The following is a 19,786-nucleotide window of genomic DNA, read 5'->3' as shown; positions in this document are numbered from 1 at the left end:
CTAGTGACGAAACGAATGCGGCCCCCTATCCACGGTGGAAAGGGGGCCGCAAGAACCAACGCGCGTCACGATGCGTGGGCGAAGGCCTCCGAAAGCTGAGCAAACAGCGGATGCGTCGAGTCGATGCCGGTCCATTCAGTCACCAGGCCGTCGGTGGCTGCTCGGTTGCCCCGAGCCTCCGCCAGTTTGGCTTGCAACTGCACGGATTCCGCGTCCTCGGCGACGTCGAACTCCAGCGCAGCACCGATGGCCGAGACCAGAGCCTCAGTCCGATGTCCGTGCTCGGCCAGTTCTGCTGCCGGCCCGACGAATCGTTCATGACGCGAAATCTTTCGCAACGGTGCACGACCCACTCGGTCCACGGTGTCCGGCAAATGCGGGTTCGTGAATCGTGTCAGGATCTTCTCGATGTAGGCCTGCTGCACATCCGGGGCAAAACCAAACTTGTCGACAAGCAAGGCCTTGGTTTCGGCGAGTACCGCTTCAACCTGAGCGCGCACGGCCGAGTCTGAGAGTGCGTCGGAGATCTTCTGAATCCCCGCACGGCTACCAAAGTAGGCGGTGGCGGCGTGGCCCGTATTGACCGTAAACAGCTTACGCGTGATGTACGGAGCGAGGTCATCCACCCACGTGATGCCGGGGACCTCGGGAGCAGAGCCTTCGAACGGCGTCGAGTCCACAGCCCATTCGTGGTAGGTCTCCACGGTGACGTCGAGGCCCTGACCTGCCGGCTGATTGGGGACGATTCGGTCCACGGCCGTGTTCGCGAAGATTGCGACGTCGTCTGCCTCCGGGTACGACTCGCGGATCGCTTCGGCCAACCCATCCGTGGCGTTAATGGCGTTTTCACACGCCATCACGGCGACCTTGCCTGCGCCAGATTCCGCACGAGCTTTGAGACCGCGCGCGATGGCGGGCGCGATGATCTTGAGGACAGTCGGCCCCACGGCGGTGGTGACGATATCCGCAGTTCGAATCTGTTCCGTCAGGGCATCCGGATCACTGGCGGAATTGACGCCCGAAAAGTTGGTGACCTGTATGTCACGAGCCTGCTCGCCAACCTCGTGGACGGTATACGAGTCTTCGGAGTTCAGAGCGTCGATCAATGGTTGCGCGACGTCGGCGAAGACCAGCTCGTATCCTGCTTCGTGCAGCAGGACCCCAACGAATCCGCGACCAATATTTCCCGCTCCGAAGTGCAAAGCCTTCATGAATTCACCTTTCCGAAAATATCGAGAATCTCTTGGGGCGACTGGGCCGCCTCGAGCTGGGCCACCGCCTCTTTTTTGGAGAAGGTCTTGGCGATCTTCTGCAGAAGCTCCAAGTGCTCCCCACCCGCGCCGGCGATGCCGATCACGAAGCGGGCGGTCTTGCCGTTCCAGTCGATGCCGTCGTCGTACCGAACGAAGGACATGGCTGAGGAATGAATGGCGGATTTGGCCTCGTTCGTTCCGTGCGGAATCGCCAAGCCGTTACCCATGAAGGTGGATACCGAGGCTTCGCGTTCGTGCATCGAATCCACGTAGGTGGGCTCCACCTTGCCGGTATCGATCAGCAACGCACCGGCTTCGTCAATCGCGGCGTCACGATCGGTTGCGCGACCACCGAGAACGATGGAAGCCCGGTCCAAAATCACCGGCTCCGAGGAGTTGGCTGACTCACCCTCCCCGGCGACAGCGCTATTCCCAGCTGCGGTTGCGCCCGCCGCTGTGGCGCCCGCTGCGGTTCCAGCGGTGGCATCCGTGGCAGCAGCACCATCGGAATCGGCATCAGATGTTTGCGAACCACCTGAATGCTGGCTACGGATGAGCTCGACGATTTCGTCGTACCGCGGGGAACTCATGAAGTTGTCCACGGTCACGTGCTGAGCGGAGGGCGTCGGCGCGGCGGCACGTTCGGCGAGGTCCTCGTGGGAAACCAGCAAATCGTAGTCGTCATTGAGCGAGTTGATGGCCTTATTGACCACCGTGATCTGCTGTCCAAAACCGGCGTCTTTGATCTTGTTCCGCAGAACCGAGGCACCCATCGCGGAGGATCCCATACCGGCGTCGCACGCGAAGACGATCGACTGAATCGGCCGGGTGGAATTCTGATCCCCGACCAAGGCGCCGGAAACCGAAGACTTCTTGCCCTTCATGCTTTCCATGTCGGCGGTGGCTTTCGCGATGTCGCCGTCGTCTTTCTTGGACACCTTGAGGATGATCGACGCGACAAGGAGCGAGACGATCGTGGCGGTCAGCCATCCGAGCGTGACGCCGAGGATCGCGTTCGGCGGCGCATTGACGTAGAGGAAGATGAGCGAACCCGGCGCCGCTGGCGAACGCAGACCGGCGTGGAAAATCAGCTCGACGAAGACACCGGACATTCCGCCCAGAATGGTCGCGGCGAGAAGCTGGGGCTTCATGAGAACGTACGGGAAGTAGATCTCGTGGATGCCGCCGAGGGCGTGGATGAGAGCGGCGGCCGGGGCGCTGGCCCGGGCTGTGCCACGACCGAAGATCATGTACGCCAGCAGAATTCCCAGGCCCGGCCCGGGGTTAGCTTCCAGCAAGAAGAGGATCGATTTTCCCTGCTCGAGGGACTGATCCGTACCCAGCGGCGTGAGAATACCGTGATTAATGGCGTTATTGAGGAACAGCACCTTCGCCGGTTCGATGAGAATCGAAGCGAGCGGCAAAAGCTTCATGTCGATCAGCCAGCCGACGGCACCCCCGGCAATCTCCATGAGCCAGTGCATGATCGGTGCCAGCCAGAACATCGAGGCAATGGCCAACGCGGCGCCAATGATGCCGGACGAGAAGTTGTTGACCAACATCTCGAAGCCGGGCTTAATGCGGCCTTCCATGATGCGGTCGAACTTCTTGACGACCCACGCGCCCAGCGGACCCATAATCATGGCCCCGAGGAACATGGGCGAGCCCGGCTTGTCACCGATGAACACCGGCGAGGATGTCGCGAGGATGACACCCATCGTCGATACAGCACCGACGACGCCGCCACGGACGTCGTGGATCAATTTACCGCCGGTATAGGCGATAAGAATCGGCAAAAGATAGGTCACCATCGGCCCGATGGCCGCATTGATGTATTCGTTGGCGAATGGTCCATGCCCGCCCTTAGGGTCATCGGACCACAGGAAGAGGGCCGTGAGAAGGCCCCAGGCGATGAAAGCGCCGATATTCGGCATGATCATGGAAGAGAGAAAGGTGCCGAATTTTTGGACGCGGACGCGCGCCCCAACCTTCTTCTTCGCTTCGGGTGTTGCTGCTGTAGTGGACACGGTGTCTCCAGGCTCAGAGGGCTCACTTACTCCGAACCGGGAAAGTATCCCGGAGCGTCGGCGTCTATGCGGCGACCGGCGAAATCGAATTCAGTGATACGTCACGGTAGGGAGCGCACGAGATGACTCGAAGGACCCCCGACCTTGGATACAGCATATAGCTAATTGTGACCACATTTGGTGCGTTGTTCCTTCTCATGGGCCCCGTCAATTCGAATTCCCCGTACCCGGGTCGTAAACTTCGAGAAATGACCCATCTGACGGCGATCTCTCGCACCTCACCTTTCGTGTCATTGGACCGGGAAACGTGGTCCAGACTCTCGGATGAGATCGAAGTCCCCCTCTCTCCCGAGGAGATCGAACAGCTCCGCGGGCTTGGCGAGACCCTCGATGTTGAGGAAGTCCGCCAGGTCTACTTGCCGCTCTCGCGGCTGCTCAATCTCTATGCCAACTCCGTTGGCGAACTCAATCAGCAAACCAACCGGTTCCTGCACGAGGATCACCAACGCACACCCTTCGTGATCGGCGTCGCCGGATCGGTGGCCGCCGGAAAGTCCACCACCGCTCGTCTTCTGCGAGCCTTGATGAGCCGCTGGCCCACCACTCCGAATGTTCAGCTGGTCACGACCGACGGATTCCTCTACCCCAATGCCGAGCTCGAGGCCCGCGGACTGATGCAGCGCAAAGGATTTCCCGAATCCTACGACCGCCGAGCCCTGTTGCGATTCGTCTCCGAGATTAAGTCCGGCTCCCCCGTGGTCACCGCACCCAAGTACTCGCACATGACCTACGACATTCTCGAAGACGACGAAACGGTGGTCACCCGGCCGGATGTCCTCATCGTCGAGGGCCTCAACGTGCTGGCCCCGGCGCAATTGCGCCCCGACGACACGGCTGCCCTCGCCCTCAGCGACTTCTTCGATTTCTCGATTTACGTCGATGCCCGCACGAGCGACATCGAGAATTGGTATGTCGAACGGTTCCTTAAACTTCGGAGCTCAGCCTTCACGGATCCCGAGTCCTATTTCCGCAAGTACGCGGACCTTTCCGACGACGAGGCCCGCACCACGGCACTCGACATCTGGCGGCGCATTAACGAACCCAACCTCGTACACAACGTCCGGCCAACCAGAGGACGCGCCAAGCTGATCCTCTCCAAGGACGCCGATCACTCGACCCGACGGGTATTGCTTCGAAAGAATTAGTCCTTTTCCATACCACCCCGTATTTATTGAATTTTTGAACTCTTTCTGCCCTTTCTTCACCTAAGCAACCGACATTCTCGACAAATTTCCTTTCCTTTTGCTCCATAGATCTGTGTAGGATGTCGATATGCTTAAAGGTTTCAAAGAATTCATCATGCGGGGCAACGTCATCGACCTCGCGGTCGGTGTCATCATCGGTGGCGCGTTCAGCACCGTCGTGACGGCCCTCGTTAATTCCGTCATCATGCCGGCCATCTCGATGTTGTTCCGTGCGCCCAACTTCGATTCATTCCTGGCCTTTGGCGACGTCAAGGTCGGCGTCTTCCTGACCGCCGTCGTGAACTTCTTGCTGGTCGCAGGCGCCCTGTACTTCTGCATTGTCATGCCGATCAATGCGATGAATGCGCGTCGTGCCAAGAAGCTGGGTCTGGAAGAGGAAGACGAGACCGAGCCCGAGGTCGCGTTGCTTACCGAGATTCGTGACGCCCTGCTGGCCAATAAGAACGTCACCGGTGCCGATTCCTACATCGACCCCGAAAACACCACGAAGTAACTACCCGCCACGTTAAACGACGAGGGGCCCGCACCAGTTGGTGCGGGCCCCTCGTCGTGTGCCTACGGTTTAGAGCGCAAGTTCCTGGGCCACGACCTTGGCCAAACGCTCAGCATGCCGATCAACCGTCGGCTGGTCAGGTCCTTCAACCATCACGCGCACCAATGGCTCCGTCCCGGAAGGCCGCAACAGCACACGACCTTGGGCACCCAGCTCGGCTTCGACGGCCTGAACCTCCGCTTGAACCACGGCATTCGTGTTCGCCGAGACTTTGTCCACCTCGGGAACATTGATCATGGTTTGAGGCGCCCGCTCGAACCGGTGTGCGAGCGACGAGAGGGCAAGGCCGGTTCGATTAATTTCTGCGGCCAAATGCAATCCCGTGAGAATGCCGTCCCCCGTGGTCGCATAGTCGCTCATGATCACATGACCCGACTGTTCGCCACCCAGGGAGTAACCGTTTTCCTTCATCGCCTCGAGCACGTACCGGTCCCCCACCTTGGTGCGGATCATCGAAATGCCCTCCGCAGCGAGGAACTGCTCCATGCCAAGGTTGGTCATGACCGTGGTGACCAGGGTGTTGTCCTTGAGCTTCCCGGCATCGCGGCGTGCAATGGCGAGGATCGACATGATGGTGTCACCATCGACAACCTCTCCGCGTTCGTCCACCGCGAGGCAACGATCCGCGTCGCCGTCGTGTGCGATGCCGAGGTCGGCCCCCAGCTCTTTGACCTTCGCCTGAAGCCCACTCAAATGAGTCGAACCGACGCCGTCGTTGATGTTGGTTCCGCTCGGCTCGGCGGCCACCACATGGACCTTGGCACCCGCGATGTGGAAGGCGTCCGGAGAACACCCGGAGGCGGCACCGTTGGCGCAGTCCAGAACAATCGTCAGGCCTTCGAGAGCCATCCGCCCTGGCAACGTCGAGAGCAGGTGCGTCACGTAACGGTCTTCGGCATCCGCAAAGCGGGAAATCCGGCCTACTTCTCCCCCGTCGGGATAGCGGAATTCCTTGGCGTGATACACCTTTTCGATGCGATCCTCGATCTCGTCGGGCAGCTTTTTGCCTCCACGAGCGAGGAACTTAATCCCATTGTCGTAAAACGGGTTGTGTGAGGCGGAAACCATCACCCCGAAATCGGCATCGAGATCCGCAATCAAGTACGCCGCGGCCGGGGTCGGAAGCATACCGGCGTCGTAAACGTCGACGCCGGATGACGCGAGGCCAGCCATAATGGCGGCGCCAATGAATTCACCACTTACTCGAGAATCATGAGCAATCACAGCTTTGGGCCGAGTTCCCTCAGCGACTTGATCAAATCCCAAGACCTGAGCAGCCGCCTGTGCCAACTCCAAGGAGGACAGGGCGCTCATCTTGTCGCTGTTTGCGCGGGCTCGTACGCCGTCGGTTCCAAATAATCTAGACATCGTTGGTCATTCTACGCACTTCACTGGTCGATATCGGACTTGACTACCGGAAACCCTTCTGGGTTGTGTTGTTCTTCCTCGAAAACCTCCGTCGCCGGACCCACAATCAATTTGTCGGGCGTGCCCACGACGTCGTGATCCTTATTCGGGTAATCGAATTGCGACAAAACATAGCGCATGGCTTCCAGGCGGGCCCGCTTTTTGTCGTTGGACTTCACAATCGTCCACGGTGCGTCGCCGGTGTTGGTATAGAAAAACATGGCTTCTTTGGCCTCGGTATAGTCATCCCACTTATCCAGGGACGCGAGGTCTGTGGGTGAAAGTTTCCACTGACGCACGGGATCGGTCCGGCGCGCCTCGAATCGGGCGATCTGCTCGGCCCGAGTCACGGAGAACCAAAACTTGATGAGGTGAATTCCGGAGTTAACGAGCATTCTCTCCAGCTCAGGGGCCTGACGCATGAATTCGTAATACTGATGCGGCGTGCAGTACCCCATGACGCGTTCCACACCGGCGCGGTTGTACCAGGAACGGTCCATCAACACGATCTCTCCCCCGGACGGAAGGTGCTGAATATATCGCTGAAAGTACCACTGGGTCTGTTCGATTTCGGTCGGCTTTTCGAGCGCGACGACGCGGGAACCGCGCGGATTCAGGTGCTCCATGAACCTCTTGATCGATCCGCCCTTGCCTGCGGCGTCCCGGCCTTCGAAAATCAACAAGATCTTTTGGCCGGATTCTTTAACCCACAGTTGCAACTTGAGAAGCTCGATCTGCAAAGAACGCTTGGTGCGTTCATATTCCTTGCGCTTGAGCTTTTCGTCGTAGGGATAATCGATGCTCCACACATCCGAGGCAGAGTGTTCCTGATGCAATCGATGCGTGAGCGATGCGATCTCATCGAGCTCGGCCGCGTAGTCCTCCGTGACGGACCGTCGACGGGCTTCCTTCTTCAACGCGTGGTCGACCGCAGGAGTTTCCTCCTGTCCGGGCTTCGTTTTTCCGACCATGACTCGTGCGGCCTGACGGCTCCGTTCCGAGGGGCGCTTACCTTGCTTGGGCTGTCCGTTTTTCGGCTCTCGAGGCTCCGTGGCCTCAGCGGTCCGATCGGATTCTTGCACTCCGGTGTGATCATTGTGGGCAGACACCGCAAACTCCTTCTCATCGGCATCAACCTCCTCATTTTATCCCGAAGAGCCCTCGCTTAAACGACGAACCCCTCCACGCGTGATGCGTAGAGGGGTTCGGGCAGAACCGGGCGAATTAACGCTTGGAGAACTGCGAAGCCTTGCGGGCCTTCTTGAGACCGGCCTTCTTGCGCTCGATGACGCGAGCATCACGAGTCAAGAAGCCTGCCTTCTTAAGAGCCGGACGGTTGTTCTCGAGATCGATCTCGTTCAGCGCACGGGCAACGCCGAGACGCATGGCGCCGGCCTGGCCGGAAGGGCCACCACCGTGCACGCGGGCGATGACGTCGTAGGAACCCTCAAGCTCGAGGAGCTTGAACGGATCGTTGACTTCCTGCTGGTGCAGCTTATTCGGGAAGTAGACATCCAGCTCGCGGCCGTTGACGCTCCACTTACCGGAACCGGGAACCACGCGGACGCGGGCGATGGCCTGCTTGCGACGTCCCACAGCTGCGCCGGAAACGGTGAGGGCCGGACGCTCAACGGGAGCGGCAGCCGAAACGGTCTCGGTGGACTCGGAGGTGTAAGAGGTCATCTCCTCGCCCTCGGGGTTGATCTGGTCTTCAGTATTCTGAGCCACGATTTCTCCTTGTAGTTTCTTCGTAGGCCCGATTACTGGGCGATCTGGTCAAATTCGTAGGTCTTCGGCTGCTGAGCAGCGTGGGGGTGCTCGGCACCCGCGTAGACCTTGAGCTTCTTGATCTGCTCGGCGGCCAGCTTGTTCTTGGGCAACATGCCCTTAACAGCCTTCTCGACGGCCTTGGTCGGGTTCTTGTCGAGCAGCTCCATGTAGGACACGGAACGAAGGCCACCCGGGTAACCGGTGTGACGGTAGGCCCGCTTCTTCTCGAGCTTGGCGCCGGTCAAGGCAACCTTCTCTGCATTGATGATGATGACGAAGTCACCGGTGTCCACGTTAGGAGCAAAGGTCGGCTTGTGCTTGCCGCGCAGCAGTGTTGCGGTCTGGCTGGCAAGACGACCCAGGACAACGTCGGTGGCGTCGATGACATGCCACTGGCGATCGATGTCGCCGGGCTTCGGAGTGTACGTACGCACGTTAATTTGCCTTCGTGTCGGAATTACTTCATTGGCGCTAGTTGGGTTTCGCGCCAGGTCAGGTGCGCTCGAAGGGGTCTGGGTGAGGGCCAGACAACATCCGTTCCGTCCCGAAGTCTCGCCGCCCTCATCATCCATAGGCCCTGCAACTGGGCGAATGATCCGGGCGCATGAACCGAGGTGGGACACGCACAACAGCTAGTAACTATACCCAAGTAGCCAGCCTTAATCCACAGCTGTGGGAATCCGCGGCGCGAGATGCCCCACATCTTCGGAGCTGCCGTGGCTTTAAACGGGGCCTTCAGACCGTTTGGCTCGGGTTTGCCGCGCCCTTTCGGCCCATTGCAGCGGGTCTTCCGGGTACCGCACACTTTCGAGGACCAGCCCCTCCGGCGGCGCAAGACGAACCGAGGAGTCCCTGATGGGGTCCTCCAGGCGCGACTCCAGCCACGCCATGTCTCTCTTCCCCTCTGCAACCAGCACGCAAGAGCCCACCATCGCTCGAACCATGTTGTGACAGAACGCATCCGCGCTGATCCGGGCCTCGATCAGGCCGGTGGACGTTCTGTCGAAAGTCACCGAACGGACGTCACGTACCGTCGTCGCACCCTCACGGGGCTTGCAGAAGGACAGGAAATCGTGGAGGCCCACCAATCGCTCCCCTGCTGCGTTGAGGGTCTCAAGGCTCAGTCGAGACTTGGCCCAGTACGACGTGGTCCGGTTCAGCGGCGATTGATGGTCCAGACCATCCGCAATTCGATACACGTACGATCGGGACAGTGCCGAGAAGCGCGCATCGAAGCCGACGTCGACTCTTTGGGCCTTCCAGACCAAAATGGCACCCACGGCGTAGGACGGTGCGCCCGGGCGCAACGGCGGAAAAGCGCGAGAAAGAATCCGGGTGAGCGCCCCATTCACCTTCCTCACCAGGGACGACGACGGGTCATCCGTACCGGGCCCATTCGGCCCTCGACGCCCTGGGAGATTCCGCCAGACGTCCTCAGGCACATCGACATGGACCACTTGATGGTCGGCGTGAACTCCGGCATCCGTGCGTCCGGCTACCGTCAACTTGATCGGACGCCGTAGGACGAGGCTGAGGGCCTCCTCCAGACAGCCTTCCACCGTCACAAGGCCAGGCTGCTTCGCCCAGCCCGAAAAGGGGCCGCCGTCGTAGCCGAAATCGAGTCTGACACGGACTCGCTCCTCGGCGTCCTGCGCCGAGATGCTCTCAACCACAGCGCCCAGGGGATGGCCCGATTCCGCCTGCCCTGAGCGCCCCGGCTCTCGTCGACCGTCCGTCGTCATTGCTTCTCCTTGCTCCACTCGACCCACAGCCCCTACAGAATACTCAAGCCCCGCTCACCACAATGGTGAACGGGGCTTGAGTGGTAACGCTACTCGGGAACGACCTCTTACTCGGAGACCTTCTGAGCGGCGGCGCCGCCGGCCGGTGCGTAACCGGCCGCGATGGCGGAGTCCGCGGTGTCGAACCAGATCTCGGCGCGGGTGTTTTCATACCAGCGCGAACCGGGAACGTGGTACTTCATCGAATCGCGGTTGCCCTTGATCTGGAAGCCCTCGGGAGCCTCGCCGGACTCCAACGGAGCGTGCGAACCGGCGGGGAGATCCGAAGCGGGAACTTCCGCAGCGGCGGGCTCTTCAGCGGCGGGCTCTTCGACGACGGGTGCCTCAGTTGCCTGGTTCGAAGCGGCGGCGGCGTTAGCGGCCTGAGTCGCCTCGTTGACAACCGACTTGGACGCGACCGGCTCCATGACGAGCTCGATAACGGCCATCGGGGCGTTGTCGCCCGAACGGTAACCGATCTTGGTAATGCGGGTGTATCCACCGGGACGCTCGGCCATGGCCGGGGCGATGGTGGTGAACAGCTCGTGCACCACGGACTTGTCCGTGAGGCTACGCATCACGCGACGGCGAGCGGCGAGGTCTCCACGCTTGGCGAACGTGATGAGACGCTCGGCAACCGGGCGGAGACGCTTGGCCTTGGTCACCGTGGTGGTGATGCGCTTGTGCTCGAAGAGCTGCTGGGACATGTTCGCCAGAATCAGGCGCTGGTGCGAGGGGCTACCGCCGAGGCGCGGCCCCTTGGTGGGAGTAGGCATATGACTGTTTCTCCAGTGGTCACGGTTCCCGCTTTAGGATCTCGCGGGGACCAAAGATTGTGGTGTGAATTGTGGTCGGCTCGTTGCCGTCCGACGTTAGAACGACTCTTCCTCTTCGCTCTCTTCGTCCTCAGCGGCGCGTGCCGCAAGGTCGAATCCGGCGGGCGAATCCTTGAGCGACATCCCCAACTCAGCCAGCTTGTCCTTGACCTCGTCGATGGACTTGGCACCGAAGTTTCGGATGTCCATCAAATCGGCTTCGGAACGAGTCACGAGCTCACCCACGGTGTGGATGCCCTCGCGCTTGAGGCAGTTGTACGAACGCACGGACATGTCGAGGTCCTCGATGGGCAACGCCATATCAGCGGCCATCGACTCGTCGGCGGGCGACGGTCCAACCTCAATGCCTTCAGCTTCAGTATTGAGCTCACGGGCCAAACCGAAGAGCTCAACCAGGGTGCTACCGGCGGAGGCCACGGCATCGCGCGGGGCGATGGCTTCCTTGGTCTCGACGTCGAGCACGAGGCTGTCGAAGTCGGTACGCTGCTCCACACGGGTTGCCGCGACGCGGAAGGTCACCTTGAGAACCGGCGAATAGATGGAGTCAACCGGAATCCGGCCGATCTCCGATTCACCGGCACCGACCTTATTCTGCGAGGCAGACACGTAACCGCGTCCACGCTCGATGGTCAGCTCGGCGTTGAAGGATCCCTTGGCGTTGAGGGTCGCGATGTGCAGCTCCGGGTTATGGATCTCCACACCGGCGGGAACCTCAATGTCCGCCGCGGTCAACTCGCCCGGGCCCTGCTTGCGCAGGTAGGCGATGACCGGCTCGTCGTTCTCCGAAGAGACCGAGAGCTGCTTGATGTTCAGGATGATCTCGGTGACATCTTCCTTCACACCGTCCACGGTGGAGAACTCGTGCAGTACACCGTCGATACGGATACTGGTCACGGCTGCACCGGGGATGGAGGACAAAAGCGTGCGACGCAGGGAGTTACCCAGCGTGTAGCCGAATCCGGGTTCGAGAGGCGAGATCGTGAAGCGCGAGCGGTGATTCTCGACGACTTCTTCACTCAGGGAGGGGCGCTGTGCAATGAGCACTGATGTTTCCTTTCAGCGAGCATCCGCTATATGACGCAACACAGGTTGGGGAAAACAAGGGATGAAGGGGCCGCGGTTGCGGCACCCGGATAGTTTGTGGTCGTTGGCCACAAACCCCCAGGCTTGCGGTTCCCACTCGGGAGACACCAGCCTGGTGAACGGCAACGCCTCTATTAGACGCGGCGACGCTTCGGGGGGCGGCAACCGTTGTGCGCGCTCGGGGTGACGTCCGAAATGGAGCCAACCTCGAGGCCAGTGGCCTGAAGGGAACGGATGGCGGTCTCGCGACCGGAACCCGGACCCTTGACGAACACGTCGACCTTGCGCACGCCGTGCTCCTGAGCACGCTTGGCGGCGGTCTCCGCAGCCATCTGAGCGGCGTAAGGGGTCGACTTACGCGAACCCTTGAAGCCCATCTCACCGGCGGAAGACCAGGAGATCACAGCACCCGAGGGGTCAGTGATCGAAACGATGGTGTTGTTAAACGTCGACTTGATATGCGCCTGACCGGCGGCAATGTTCTTTTTGTCCTTGCGGCGGGGCTTACGAGCGGCCGCAGCACGTGTCTTTGGGGGCATTGAATACTTCTCCTACGCGAAAGGGTGCTTACTTCTTCTTACCGGCGACCGTGCGCTTCGGGCCCTTGCGGGTGCGAGCGTTGGTCTTGGTGCGCTGGCCGTGAACGGGAAGACCGCGGCGGTGGCGAAGTCCCTGGTAGCTACCGATTTCAACCTTGCGGCGGATATCGGCGGCCACCTCGCGGCGGAGGTCACCCTCAACCTTGAAGTTGCCTTCGATGTAGTCGCGCAGCTGCACGAGCTGGGCGTCGGAAAGGTCCTTGACGCGAATGTCCGGGCTGACGCCGGTCGCTGCCAAGGCTTCGTCGGCACGGGTCTTACCCACGCCATAGATGTACGTGAGAGCAATTTCCACGCGCTTTTCGCGGGGAAGATCTACTCCTGCGAGACGAGCCATAGTGGCGGTTCTCCTTGTAGTTGATCCAGAGGTTTGTGGCATCGCTTCCCGGGTTTCCCCGGTCTCCGGCCTCTGTATCCGGAGGTGTCCCACTGATGGGGAGCGGTACCTTGTGTGATGTGCCGACCAAAGCCGGCGTGCGTCGAACGGGCTATTAGCCCTGACGCTGCTTGTGGCGCGGGTTACTGCAGATAACCATGACCACGCCGTGGCGGCGGATCACTTTGCAGCTATCGCAGATCGGCTTCACGCTCGGCTGAACCTTCATCGCATTCCTTTGCGTTGTTGCAACTTGTAGTTGTTCCGGGTCCCGGGTGTTAATCCAGTTCCCTTTCACGCAGACAGGCACCACCCATTCGGGTAGCGCCCTTCACACGCCGCGCGAGGCGGCGACATGAGATCTACTTGTAGCGGTAGACGATGCGACCACGCGACAGATCGTACGGAGAGAGTTCAACAACAACCCGATCCTCAGGGAGGATGCGGATGTAGTGCTGACGCATCTTTCCGGAGATGTGTGCAAGAACCTTGTGGCCATTGTCCAGCTCCACACGGAACATAGCGTTGGGCAGGGCTTCCACCACTGCGCCTTCAATCTCGATTACGCCGTCTTTCTTGGCCATATCCTCCGCTAACGTCGGTGCCACGCACGGTGCGCGCGAGGCATGCTTTTGATTCTTTCCGCTCGTCCGCGCACTAAAACACACGGACGGCAGACACAACCAACAGTCAAGTGTACGCCATACCCCGCTGTAAGTTAACCCAGAATTCCGGAACTGCCCCCTGTGACGTTAGTCGCCGTGGTAGTGTCCGGGTTCGCTCCTCAACACGCAGGCAGGAAGGCGAAACGTCATCCCTGCTAACTTGCGGCAGCCAGCTGACCACAGGCGCCGTCAATATCGGAGCCACGGGTGTCTCGAACCGTGGTGGGAATGCCATGCGCGCGCAGTCTCTCCACGAAGTTCTGTTCGACACCCGGTCGCGACGCCGTCCATTTTGAACCGGGAGTTGGGTTCAACGGAATCGGGTTAACGTGCACCCAACCCCGGCCACGCTGGGCAAGTTTCTTGCCGAGAAGGTCCGCCCGCCACCCTTGGTCATTGATGTCGCGGATGAGCGCGTATTCGATGGAAACGCGCCGCCCGGTCTGGCGGTAGTAGTCATACGCAGCGTCCAGGGCCTCGTCGACCTTCCACCGGTTATTGATCGGGATGAGCTCATCACGCAATTCGTCATCAGGCGCGTGCAAAGACAATGCCAGAGTCACCGGAAGGTTCTCTTGGGTGAACTTATACATGCCCGGAACGAGTCCGACGGTCGACATCGTAATGCCGCGAGCCGAAATGCCCATCCCCTCCGAAGGCGCATCGATGAGTCGGTGAACAGCGCCCAACGATGACTTGTAATTCGCGAGGGCCTCTCCCATGCCCATGAACACGATGTTGGAAATCCTCAACGGTTTCGTTTCCTCGGGACCGTCCTCGGCACCTTCCAAGCCCTTCATGTTCTTGACCATGCGGGCGCCCGCCACAACCTGCTCCACGATTTCGGCGGTGGACAGGTTGCGAGTCAGTCCGGCCTGGCCCGTCGCGCAGAAGGGGCAGTTCATGCCGCAACCGGCTTGGGAAGAGATACACATGGTGACACGGTTCGAGTACCGCATGATCACGGATTCGACGAGCGCGCCATCGAAGAGACGGTGCACCATCTTTAGGGTGTCGCCACCATCGGCTTCTAAGGTATTGACGGTGGTCAGTAGGGTGGGCATGGCTTCAGCAACCATGTCGGCACGGGAGGCCGCCGGGAGATCGGTCATCTCCTCGGGATCGGTCACGAGCCTTTCGAAGTAGTGCTTGGAAAGCTGCGTGGCTCGGAACGGTTCATAGCCGAGTTCTTTGAGGAACTCCTTGCGCCCCTTCAGGTCGAAATCCGCGATGTGGCGCGGAGGCTTCCCGCGGCGTGGTGCTTTGAGGAGAATCTTTCCAGGTTCCGGCCGCGTCGTGATTTCGACCGGCGTCGACGTCTCTGAGGACATGATGAGGCCCCTACTTCCTGTGTGCGTGTGGTCAGTCGGGAATGGGGGCGACGGTAACCCCGAGCGGTCCAAGTTCCGAAGCGCCGCCGTCTTCTGCGGTCAGCACCCAGATCCCGTCCCGATGAAAAGCGACCGAGTGTTCCCATTGGCTGGCGTGAGAGCCATCCACGGTCTTGACGGTCCAGTCGTCGTCGAGGGTCACGGTCTCCGTTGATCCTGTCACAAGCATCGGTTCGATGGCCAGGGCCATTCCCGGCTTGAGTTTGGGACCCAGGTCGCGGGCTCGGTAGTTCAAGACGTCAGGCGCCATGTGCATTTGGGTTCCAATGCCGTGACCTACGAAATCTTCAATAATGCCGTAGGTCCCGCCCGACTCTTGCCGAACAAACACCTCAATGGCGTTGCCGATCTCCCCTACCCGCTCGGCACGAGCCGCTACAGCGATACCGCGCCACATGGCCGCACGAGTCATTTCGGAGAGATCTCGGTCCTCCCGCGAAGCGTTTCCGACCAAAACGGTCCGGGCGGAATCACCGTGCCACCCGTCGACGATCGCTCCCCCGTCAATCGAGATGATGTCCCCATCGGCCAGCGGCTCGTCGTTAGGGATTCCGTGCACGACGACGTCGTTAGGCGAGGCGCACACGGTTGCTGGGTAGCCGTAATACCCCAAGAAGTTGGAACTCGCACCGTGGCTCTCCAAGACTTCACGGAAGGCCCGGTCGATGTCTAGGGTGCTGGCTCCTACCGCCGTGGCTGACACCGCGGCGTCCAGTGCGCGAGAGGTGACCACACCTGCACGCACCATCTTCCGGAGTTGATCGTTCGTTTTGTACTCGATCTTTCGTCGGCCGAACATTCCGCACTTCCTTGTAGCCAGGGGTTGAGTTGGGCGGACCGTGTGCCGCCCGGGAAAAGCAGGGGCCCCCGACATGGTGGTCGGGGGCCCGCCAAAAAGCATTCTCAGGGAACGCGACGAAAACTACCGAACAGCCGACAGAAGGCGCTCGGTGACCTCATCGATCGTGCCGAGGCCGTCAACGCGGGTCACGATGCCCCGGGCCTCATAGACATCGACGATCGGCTCCGTTTCGGATGCGTAGACATCGAGACGGTGGCGAATCACGTCCTCGGTGTCGTCGCTACGGCCCTGTTCGGCCGCGCGACCCAACAGCCGCTGGACGAGCTCCTCGTTGTCGGCGGTCAGCAAGAGGACGCCGTCAATCTTCTGGCCGAGGTCAGTGAGGATGACGTCGAGCTCCTCCACCTGCGCCACGTTTCGGGGGTAACCGTCCAGAAGGAATCCGTTGGCGGCATCCGACTGCGCCAGGCGATCCCGAACCATGCGGTTGGTAACCGAGTCAGGCACCAGGTTGCCCGCATCGATGTACTGCTTCGCTTCCCGACCAAGATCCGTCTGCTCTTTGATATTTGAGCGGAAGATGTCCCCCGTGGAAATCGCCGGGATGAACAGCTCCTCTGAGATCTTGGAGGCCTGAGTACCTTTACCGGCCCCGGGAGGGCCAATAATGAGCAATCGATTCATCGTAGGAGTCCTTCATAGTGTCGTTGTTGCAACTGCGCGTCGATCTGCTTGATCGTATCCAATCCGACGCCGACCACGATCAGCAACGAGGTACCGCCAAACGGGAAATTCTGATTGGCGTTGAACATGACCAACGCGATCAACGGAATGAGCGCCACGATTCCCAGATACAACGAACCGGGCAACGTAATGCGGTTGAGCACGTAAGCAAGGTACCGCTCTGTGGGACGTCCTGCACGAATGCCGGGAATAAATCCGCCGTACTTCTTCATGTTGTCGGAGACTTCCTGCGGGTTGAACGTGATCGACACGTAGAAGTACGCAAAGGCCACGATGAGCAGGAAGTACGCGATCATGTAGATCGGATGATCGCCCTTGACGAGGTTCGCGTTAATCCAGTTGACCCACTCCGGCGGCGGCGTGCCATCCTTCGGCGTCGAGAACTGTGCGAGGAGTCCGGGCAGCATCAGGAGGGAGGACGAGAAGATCACGGGGATCACGCCGGCCATGTTGACCTTCAACGGGATGTACGTGGTGGTGCCTCCGATCGTGCGACGTCCCACCATGCGCTTGGCGTACTGAACAGGGATTCGTCGCTGCGACTGTTCCACGTAAACCACGGCAATGATCACGACGAGTCCGATGGCAAGGATTGCCGCAAAGACGCCCCAACCTTGGGCCTTGAAGATCTGTCCGAGGGCTGTGGGGAACGAGGCCGCAATCGACGTGAAAATCAGCAACGACATACCGTTGCCGACGCCGCGTTCAGTGATCTGCTCGCCGAGCCACATGATGATGCCGGTTCCCGCCGTCAGCGTCACGATGATGAGGATGATCATCAAAATCGAGTCGTCAGGGATCACGGGCAACGGGCAATTCCCCAGCAAAGCGCCGGAACGTGCCAGTGAAATGATGGTGGTTGCGTTCAACAGCGCCAGGCCGATCGTCAAGTATCGCGTGTACTGCGTCAGCTTCTGCTGGCCTTGGCCACCCTCCTCATGGAGCTCCTGGAACCTGGGGATGACCACGCGCAGAAGTTGAACAATGATCGACGCCGTAATGTACGGCATGACGCCCAAGGCGAAAATCGAGAGCTGGAGGAGCGCTCCACCGCTAAAGAGGTTAACCATGTCGTAGATACCACCGGTGGTACCGCCCATGGCGATGCACTGCTGCACGTTCCCGTAGTCGACACCCGGCGCCGGAATGAAGGTTCCGGCACGGTAGATCACGATGACCGCGAGGGTAAACAGCAGCTTGCGTCGTAGATCGGGGGTCTTGAACGCCCGTCCGAAAGCGCCGAGCACTTGGCCTCCTGTAAAAATTTATTCCTATGGAAATCAACAACCGACTCGCATCGAGACGGGATGACCCCACTAGTCCTTGGTCAGTCTAACGGCATTACGCGCCTGGCACCCGATTCTGTGAGCCAGTCCGCGGAATGTTCCGAAAGGCCAACCGACGCGACAAGGTCCCTCCCCTGTGTTCGGGAAGGGACCTTGTTGCTATGAAAAGTCGCTGAGCACTAGCTCAACTTCGATTCTACTTGCCGGTGACGGTCACGGTGCCGCCGGCAGCCTCAATCTTCTCCGCCGCGGAGGCGGAGAATTTATCGGCCGTGACGTTGACCTGGACGGTCAATTCACCCTGACCGAGAACCTTGACCGGCTGGTTCTTGCGAACCGCACCCTTGGCCACGAGGTTCTCGACGGTGACGTCGCCACCTTCGGGGAACAGCTCCGAGATGCGCTCCAGGTTAACCACCTGGTACTCAACACGGAACGGGTTCTTGAAGCCACGGAGCTTCGGAAGGCGCATGTGCAGCGGAAGCTGCCCACCTTCGAAGCCTGCCTTGACCTGGTAACGAGCCTTGGTGCCCTTGGTTCCTCGGCCTGCGGTCTTACCCTTCGATCCCTCACCGCGACCCACGCGGGTCTTAGCCTTATGGGATCCCTGAGCGGGACGCAGGTCGTGGAGCTTGATGGCCTGGCGTTCTTCGTTCGTATCTGCCATTTTTACTTGACCTCCTCAACCTTCACGAGGTGAGCGACGGTGTTGACCATACCGCAGGTCACCGGATCGGCGGTGCGAACAACCTTGTTGCCCGGACGCTTGAGTCCCAGTGAGCGCAGGGTGTCGCGCATGTTCTGCTTCTGGCCAACGTAGGACTTCAACTGCGTGATCTCCAGCTTGGAATCGCTGGGCTGAATACGCTTTCCGGTCATTACGCACCTGCCTTTTCATCGCGCAGCAGGTAGCTCGGGATAACCTCGTCGTTCGGCAGACCACGGCGGGCCGCAACGGCAACGGGCTCTTCGAGCATACGCAGGGCCTCAATGGCCGCGTGCACGATATTGATCTGGTTCGAGGAACCGAGGGACTTGGACAGCACGTCGTGGATACCCGCACACTCGAGTACCGCACGCACCGGACCACCGGCGATAACACCGGTACCAGCGGTAGCGGGACGGAGCATAACGACACCTGCGGCCGCTTCACCCTGCACACGGTGCGGGATCGTGCGGTCCTCGACGCGGGGCACGCGGAAGAAGTTCTTCTTTGCTTCCTCGACACCCTTGGAAATAGCCGAGGGAACTTCCTTGGCCTTTCCGTAGCCGACGCCGACCAAACCGTTACCGTCGCCTACGACGACGAGAGCGGTGAAGCTGAAGCGACGGCCGCCCTTGACGACCTTCGAGACGCGGTTGATGGTGACAACCTTCTCGATGTACTTGTCCTTCTCCTCATCGCGGCCGCCACGTCCACCGCGGCCTCCGCGATCGTTGCGGTCATTGCGACCACGGCCGCCGCGTTCACCGCGGTTGCCGCCGCGACGGTCGTCGCGCTTCGAGGAGTTCTCGGTCTCGGAGTTCTCAGTTGCAGCGTTGTTCTCTGCCACCTGATTTTCCTTTTCGTTTGCAGTCTGCTCGCTCACAGTGCCAGCCCACCTTCCCGGGCGCCTTCAGCAACAGCGGCCACGCGGCCGTGGTACTTGTTGCCGCCACGATCGAATACAACGGACTCGACGCCCGCAGCCTTGGCACGTTCGGCGATCAATTCACCGACGCGCTTGGCCTTTGCGGTCTTGTCCATATCGGTTGCGGAACGCAACTCGGCTTCCAGCGTGGAAGCCGAGGCCAGCGTGTTGCCCTGGGCGTCGTCGATGACCTGCACGAACATGTGCTTGGTCGAACGGAACACCGAGAGACGGGGACGCGCCGCGGTACCGGAGACGTGCTTGCGAACGCGCGCGTGGCGGCGCTTGCGAGCAGCGAACTTCGTCTTGTTAGCCAT

General features: G+C 60.3%; 23 protein-coding genes. 2 read left to right on the top strand and 21 right to left on the bottom strand.

Features of this window, described 5'->3' with window-relative positions; genetic code table 11:
• Window positions 1-65 precede the first annotated feature (65 nt).
• Both D8M21_RS01615 and D8M21_RS01610 read right to left on the bottom strand, forming a co-directional pair.
• Window positions 66-1,211, bottom strand: coding sequence for a mannitol-1-phosphate 5-dehydrogenase (locus tag D8M21_RS01615; protein WP_048682671.1), 1,146 nt, complete (start codon window positions 1,209-1,211; stop codon window positions 66-68).
• The gene (locus tag D8M21_RS01610; RefSeq protein WP_048682673.1) at window positions 1,208-3,280 is read right to left on the bottom strand and encodes a PTS mannitol transporter subunit IICBA; all 2,073 of its coding nucleotides are present in this window, start codon (window positions 3,278-3,280) and stop codon (window positions 1,208-1,210) included. The genes D8M21_RS01615 and D8M21_RS01610 overlap by 4 nt, the downstream gene beginning before the upstream one ends.
• 248 nt (window positions 3,281-3,528) lie before the next feature.
• On the opposite strand from D8M21_RS01610, the gene coaA reads away from it, so the two are divergent.
• Both coaA and mscL read left to right on the top strand, forming a co-directional pair.
• Entirely contained in the window at window positions 3,529-4,485 is a 957-nt protein-coding gene (gene coaA / locus D8M21_RS01605) for a type I pantothenate kinase (protein ID WP_082156854.1), read from the top strand.
• A 127-nt stretch (window positions 4,486-4,612) separates the two neighbouring features.
• Window positions 4,613-5,038, top strand: coding sequence for a large conductance mechanosensitive channel protein MscL (mscL, locus tag D8M21_RS01600; RefSeq protein ID WP_048682677.1), 426 nt, complete (start codon window positions 4,613-4,615; stop codon window positions 5,036-5,038).
• A 69-nt stretch (window positions 5,039-5,107) separates the two neighbouring features.
• Here mscL and glmM read toward each other — a convergent pair whose 3' ends face one another.
• The 19 genes from glmM to rplR all read right to left on the bottom strand — a co-directional run bounded on the left by glmM (window position 5,108) and on the right by rplR (window position 19,786).
• A complete protein-coding gene (glmM, locus tag D8M21_RS01595; RefSeq protein WP_048682681.1) occupies window positions 5,108-6,466 on the bottom strand; it encodes a phosphoglucosamine mutase in 1,359 nt (452 codons plus the stop codon).
• A gap of 20 nt (window positions 6,467-6,486) precedes the next feature.
• Window positions 6,487-7,476: a polyphosphate kinase 2 gene (gene ppk2, locus D8M21_RS01590; RefSeq protein WP_082156855.1), complete on the bottom strand. Its 990-nt coding sequence runs from the start codon at window positions 7,474-7,476 to the stop codon at window positions 6,487-6,489.
• Between the two features lie 253 nt (window positions 7,477-7,729).
• Complete coding sequence (gene rpsI / locus D8M21_RS01585) at window positions 7,730-8,233, bottom strand: 30S ribosomal protein S9 (RefSeq protein WP_048682683.1); 504 nt, start codon at window positions 8,231-8,233, stop codon at window positions 7,730-7,732.
• 32 nt (window positions 8,234-8,265) lie between these two features.
• Entirely contained in the window at window positions 8,266-8,709 is a 444-nt protein-coding gene (gene rplM / locus D8M21_RS01580) for a 50S ribosomal protein L13 (RefSeq protein ID WP_048682686.1), read from the bottom strand.
• Between the two features lie 288 nt (window positions 8,710-8,997).
• Complete coding sequence (locus D8M21_RS01575; RefSeq protein WP_082156853.1) at window positions 8,998-10,017, bottom strand: tRNA pseudouridine synthase A; 1,020 nt, start codon at window positions 10,015-10,017, stop codon at window positions 8,998-9,000.
• 107 nt (window positions 10,018-10,124) lie between these two features.
• On the bottom strand, window positions 10,125-10,832 hold the full coding sequence (gene rplQ, locus D8M21_RS01570; RefSeq protein WP_048682688.1) for a 50S ribosomal protein L17, sunset domain variant: 708 nt from the start codon (window positions 10,830-10,832) through the stop codon (window positions 10,125-10,127).
• Window positions 10,833-10,928: 96 nt separating this feature from the next.
• Window positions 10,929-11,936, bottom strand: coding sequence for a DNA-directed RNA polymerase subunit alpha (locus D8M21_RS01565; protein WP_048682691.1), 1,008 nt, complete (start codon window positions 11,934-11,936; stop codon window positions 10,929-10,931).
• A gap of 173 nt (window positions 11,937-12,109) precedes the next feature.
• Window positions 12,110-12,514, bottom strand: coding sequence for a 30S ribosomal protein S11 (gene rpsK / locus D8M21_RS01560; protein WP_048682694.1), 405 nt, complete (start codon window positions 12,512-12,514; stop codon window positions 12,110-12,112).
• Between the two features lie 28 nt (window positions 12,515-12,542).
• Window positions 12,543-12,911 carry a 30S ribosomal protein S13 gene (gene rpsM / locus D8M21_RS01555; protein WP_048682695.1) on the bottom strand — a complete coding sequence of 123 codons (369 nt, stop codon included), beginning with the start codon at window positions 12,909-12,911 and terminating at the stop codon, window positions 12,543-12,545.
• 154 nt (window positions 12,912-13,065) lie between these two features.
• Window positions 13,066-13,179 carry a 50S ribosomal protein L36 gene (gene rpmJ / locus D8M21_RS01550; protein ID WP_030014999.1) on the bottom strand — a complete coding sequence of 38 codons (114 nt, stop codon included), beginning with the start codon at window positions 13,177-13,179 and terminating at the stop codon, window positions 13,066-13,068.
• Window positions 13,180-13,312: 133 nt separating this feature from the next.
• A complete protein-coding gene (infA, locus tag D8M21_RS01545; RefSeq protein WP_030015001.1) occupies window positions 13,313-13,534 on the bottom strand; it encodes a translation initiation factor IF-1 in 222 nt (73 codons plus the stop codon).
• 236 nt (window positions 13,535-13,770) lie between these two features.
• Window positions 13,771-14,946, bottom strand: coding sequence for a 23S rRNA (adenine(2503)-C(2))-methyltransferase RlmN (rlmN, locus tag D8M21_RS01540; RefSeq protein ID WP_048682703.1), 1,176 nt, complete (start codon window positions 14,944-14,946; stop codon window positions 13,771-13,773).
• 31 nt (window positions 14,947-14,977) lie between these two features.
• Complete coding sequence (gene map, locus D8M21_RS01535) at window positions 14,978-15,805, bottom strand: type I methionyl aminopeptidase (protein WP_048682706.1); 828 nt, start codon at window positions 15,803-15,805, stop codon at window positions 14,978-14,980.
• Between the two features lie 123 nt (window positions 15,806-15,928).
• Complete coding sequence (locus D8M21_RS01530; RefSeq protein WP_048682708.1) at window positions 15,929-16,492, bottom strand: adenylate kinase; 564 nt, start codon at window positions 16,490-16,492, stop codon at window positions 15,929-15,931.
• Window positions 16,489-17,799, bottom strand: coding sequence for a preprotein translocase subunit SecY (gene secY / locus D8M21_RS01525; RefSeq protein ID WP_126855594.1), 1,311 nt, complete (start codon window positions 17,797-17,799; stop codon window positions 16,489-16,491). Before secY ends, D8M21_RS01530 begins: the two co-directional genes overlap by 4 nt.
• A gap of 235 nt (window positions 17,800-18,034) precedes the next feature.
• Window positions 18,035-18,505 carry a 50S ribosomal protein L15 gene (gene rplO, locus D8M21_RS01520; RefSeq protein WP_048682715.1) on the bottom strand — a complete coding sequence of 157 codons (471 nt, stop codon included), beginning with the start codon at window positions 18,503-18,505 and terminating at the stop codon, window positions 18,035-18,037.
• 2 nt (window positions 18,506-18,507) lie between these two features.
• Window positions 18,508-18,717: a 50S ribosomal protein L30 gene (gene rpmD / locus D8M21_RS01515; protein ID WP_048682716.1), complete on the bottom strand. Its 210-nt coding sequence runs from the start codon at window positions 18,715-18,717 to the stop codon at window positions 18,508-18,510.
• On the bottom strand, window positions 18,717-19,427 hold the full coding sequence (gene rpsE, locus D8M21_RS01510; RefSeq protein WP_030015011.1) for a 30S ribosomal protein S5: 711 nt from the start codon (window positions 19,425-19,427) through the stop codon (window positions 18,717-18,719). The genes rpmD and rpsE overlap by 1 nt, the downstream gene beginning before the upstream one ends.
• On the bottom strand, window positions 19,424-19,786 hold the full coding sequence (gene rplR / locus D8M21_RS01505; RefSeq protein WP_048682719.1) for a 50S ribosomal protein L18: 363 nt from the start codon (window positions 19,784-19,786) through the stop codon (window positions 19,424-19,426). Before rplR ends, rpsE begins: the two co-directional genes overlap by 4 nt.

This window comes from Kocuria sp. HSID16901 (genome assembly GCF_003989425.1).
GTDB classification, from domain to species: domain Bacteria; phylum Actinomycetota; class Actinomycetes; order Actinomycetales; family Micrococcaceae; genus Rothia; species Rothia massiliensis.
This window is presented reverse-complemented; position numbering and strand designations above follow the sequence as displayed.

What these genes read in the sequence shown, in the direction of transcription:
- D8M21_RS01530 (WP_048682708.1), bottom strand. Translation starts at nt 16,492, where the DNA reads ATGAATCGATTGCTCATTATTGGCCCTCCCGGGGCCGGTAAAGGTACT.
- infA (WP_030015001.1), bottom strand. Translation starts at nt 13,534, where the DNA reads ATGGCCAAGAAAGACGGCGTAATCGAGATTGAAGGCGCAGTGGTGGAA.
- glmM (WP_048682681.1), bottom strand. Translation starts at nt 6,466, where the DNA reads ATGTCTAGATTATTTGGAACCGACGGCGTACGAGCCCGCGCAAACAGC.
- rplO (WP_048682715.1), bottom strand. Translation starts at nt 18,505, where the DNA reads ATGGCAGATACGAACGAAGAACGCCAGGCCATCAAGCTCCACGACCTG.
- rlmN (WP_048682703.1), bottom strand. Translation starts at nt 14,946, where the DNA reads ATGTCCTCAGAGACGTCGACGCCGGTCGAAATCACGACGCGGCCGGAA.
- rpmD (WP_048682716.1), bottom strand. Translation starts at nt 18,717, where the DNA reads ATGACCGGAAAGCGTATTCAGCCCAGCGATTCCAAGCTGGAGATCACG.
- rplR (WP_048682719.1), bottom strand. Translation starts at nt 19,786, where the DNA reads ATGGCTAACAAGACGAAGTTCGCTGCTCGCAAGCGCCGCCACGCGCGC.
- coaA (WP_082156854.1), top strand. Translation starts at nt 3,529, where the DNA reads ATGACCCATCTGACGGCGATCTCTCGCACCTCACCTTTCGTGTCATTG.
- D8M21_RS01615 (WP_048682671.1), bottom strand. Translation starts at nt 1,211, where the DNA reads ATGAAGGCTTTGCACTTCGGAGCGGGAAATATTGGTCGCGGATTCGTT.
- rplQ (WP_048682688.1), bottom strand. Translation starts at nt 10,832, where the DNA reads ATGCCTACTCCCACCAAGGGGCCGCGCCTCGGCGGTAGCCCCTCGCAC.
- ppk2 (WP_082156855.1), bottom strand. Translation starts at nt 7,476, where the DNA reads ATGGTCGGAAAAACGAAGCCCGGACAGGAGGAAACTCCTGCGGTCGAC.
- mscL (WP_048682677.1), top strand. Translation starts at nt 4,613, where the DNA reads ATGCTTAAAGGTTTCAAAGAATTCATCATGCGGGGCAACGTCATCGAC.
- rpmJ (WP_030014999.1), bottom strand. Translation starts at nt 13,179, where the DNA reads ATGAAGGTTCAGCCGAGCGTGAAGCCGATCTGCGATAGCTGCAAAGTG.
- D8M21_RS01575 (WP_082156853.1), bottom strand. Translation starts at nt 10,017, where the DNA reads ATGACGACGGACGGTCGACGAGAGCCGGGGCGCTCAGGGCAGGCGGAA.
- rpsM (WP_048682695.1), bottom strand. Translation starts at nt 12,911, where the DNA reads ATGGCTCGTCTCGCAGGAGTAGATCTTCCCCGCGAAAAGCGCGTGGAA.
- rpsK (WP_048682694.1), bottom strand. Translation starts at nt 12,514, where the DNA reads ATGCCCCCAAAGACACGTGCTGCGGCCGCTCGTAAGCCCCGCCGCAAG.
- map (WP_048682706.1), bottom strand. Translation starts at nt 15,805, where the DNA reads ATGTTCGGCCGACGAAAGATCGAGTACAAAACGAACGATCAACTCCGG.